The organism is Roseivirga sp. UBA1976 (genome assembly GCF_002336325.1).
GTDB lineage: Bacteria > Bacteroidota > Bacteroidia > Cytophagales > Cyclobacteriaceae > Roseivirga > Roseivirga thermotolerans.
Map to the genome: position 1 here is coordinate 1,698 of NZ_DDDQ01000034.1, position 2,659 is coordinate 4,356.

A 2,659-nucleotide genomic window follows, 5' to 3' on the forward strand; every position below is an offset into this window, starting at 1 on the left:
ACGGTGCCCGAGCCATATCCAGATAATACTGCAAGTTGTATTTGCTTTCCTTATCGAGCACATCGCCCGTATAGCAAATGCAAGCTTCTGCCACCGAGTTGGTTCTCTCACGAACCGTGCGAATGCTCACCTTCATGGCCTCTACCCAGTTGAGAGAATCGAATATTCGGAAAATATCCATGCCATTCTCAGCCGACTTCTCAATAAATCGCTCAATAAGATTATCCGGATAAGCTTTGTAACCTACACCGTTGGAACCTCTTATAAGCATTTGCATAAGTATGTTGGGTGCTGCCGCACGCATTCGCTTCAACCGGTCCCATGGGTTTTCATAAAGGAACCGCATACTCACATCGAAGGTAGCCCCTCCCCACATTTCCCAAGAAAATACGTTGGGTTGATTTTTGGCAAAACCTTCGGCCACTTTGAGCATGTCCAGCGAACGCATTCGCGTAGCCAACAACGACTGATGGGCATCGCGCCAGGTAGTATCGGTAAATAGGATTTGCGGCTGCTCTTTAATCCACTTGGCCAACCCTTCGGCTCCCTTTTCTTCCAAAATTTGCCTGGTGCCGGAAGGATACGCTCCCAAACGGTCGAACTCAGGAACCTTCGGTACCCTCAACTTTACTGAAGGGTCTATTTTCTTTACGCTCGGATTGCCATTGACGGCCACCTCTCCCAGGTAGTTGAGTAACTTTGTGGCCCGGTTCATGTACCGTGGCATCTGGAGTAACTCCGGATGATTTTCTATAAACTTTACTGTGGCCTTTCCGGTAAAGAAAGTCTCATGACTAAGTACATTCTCTAAAAAGCCTTTGTTGGTTACTACGCCTCGTATTCTAAACTCAGAAAGTGCGCGTTGCAGCCTTTGAGCAGCTCCTTTTAACGTGCGTCCTGAAGCAGTGATTTTCACCAACATCGAATCGAAAAAGGGCGATATGGTTACTCCGGCATAGCAGTTACCGGCATCTAGCCTAATACCAAACCCTCCCGGAGACCGGTAGGCTATAATGGTGCCATAATCGGGCTTAAAGTTGTTTTCCGGGTCTTCTGTAGTAATTCGGCACTGAATGGCAAAACCATTCTTCTGCACATCGGCCTGGCTTTTGATGAAAATCCGAGGGTGGTCGAGCGGATAACCCTGAGCTATTTCTATTTGAGAGCGAACAATATCAATGCCTGTAATTTCTTCAGTCACCGTATGTTCAACCTGTACTCTTGGGTTTACTTCAATAAAGTAAATCTGCTCATCGGCATCGACCAGAAACTCTACTGTACCCACATTATTGTAATTCACTTCGCGGGTAATTCTCAGCGCATACTCATAGAGTTTTTCACGAGTTTCATCTTTTAGCCCTATGGAAGGAGCCACTTCTACAACCTTTTGGTACCTGCGCTGCACCGAGCAATCGCGCTCATACAGGTGTACAAGGTTACCGTAATTATCGCCCATGATTTGCACCTCAATGTGCTTGGGGCTATCAATAAATTTTTCAATGAAAATCGTATCGTCTCCAAAGGCTTTTCCAGCCTCTCCACGAGCCTCATTGAAAGCGCGCTCCAATTCATCTTCCGAGCGTACCACCCGCATACCGCGGCCTCCCCCACCGGCTGCGGCCTTTACCATTACAGGAAAGCCAATTCGCTTTGCTTCTTTAAGAGCAATGGCACTGCTTGTGAGCGGCTCCTGACTGTCTTCAATAAGCGGCACCTGGGCATTACGGGCCACAATTTTAGCCTGCACCTTGTCGCCCAAGCGTTGCATTACTTCCGGCTCGGGGCCAACAAATGTGATTCCGGCTGCTTTACAAGCCCTTACAAAGTGTACGTTTTCTGAAAGAAACCCATAGCCGGGATGTATAGCATCTACCCCTTCCCTTTTGGCCAGAGCAATGATCTCATCAATATTCAAATAAGGTTTGAGCGGATCATCATCGTCTCCAATCTGATAAGCCTCATCGGCCTTGTATCGATGGAGGGAATAACGGTCTTCGTATGTGTAAATGGCCACCGTACGAATCTTCATTTCAGAAGCTGCTCTCAGTACGCGTATAGCAATTTCGCCACGATTGGCCACCAGTATTTTATTGAATTTGCGAATGTTTGTTTCCATGCTCAAAACTTGAATGGGTGGAATTTAAATGATTAGCAGGTTAGGCACAAATGCCAAATCCGAATTGATCACGTTTTCAAAAAATATATTTTTGCGACCCGAAAAGTAAGCCTCCACAAGGGCTTATAATTGTATATTAGACGGTTAAGTAATTTTTAAAATTCCCAAAGTCTATGGAAAACTATCGAATCGATAAGATTTCTATCGAGCAGCTAGAGGAGCTCAGATCTATTTCTATAGAGACTTTTACCGATGCATTTGGCGATAAGAACCATCAGGCCGATTTTGACGGTTATTTGCAAAAGGCATTCGATGCCAACCAATTGCGCAACGAACTGGAAACCCCGGACAGTTACTTTTACTTTTTAAAAAATACAGATGAGCCGGTGGGCTATCTTAAGCTCAATACGAAAAAAGCTCAGTCAGACCAGGTTTTGGACAATGCCATGGAAGTTGAGCGCATATACCTAAAAAGACATGTTCAGGGCAAGGGCCTTGGCACTTTACTATTGAATTTTGCAATGCAAGAAGCCAAAAATAAAG

Annotated in this window: 2 protein-coding genes; one reads left to right on the forward strand and one right to left on the reverse strand. The window is 45.6% G+C overall.

Going from position 1 to position 2,659, the window contains the following annotated elements:
- Nucleotides 1–2,116 (reverse strand): pyruvate carboxylase (locus B3763_RS03170; RefSeq protein WP_286743589.1); only part of this gene is annotated, 2,116 nt, incomplete at its 3' end.
- Between the two features lie 173 nt (nucleotides 2,117–2,289).
- On the opposite strand from B3763_RS03170, the gene B3763_RS03175 reads away from it, so the two are divergent.
- A partial coding sequence (locus B3763_RS03175) for a GNAT family N-acetyltransferase (RefSeq protein WP_286743591.1) occupies nucleotides 2,290–2,659 on the forward strand: 370 nt, incomplete at its 3' end.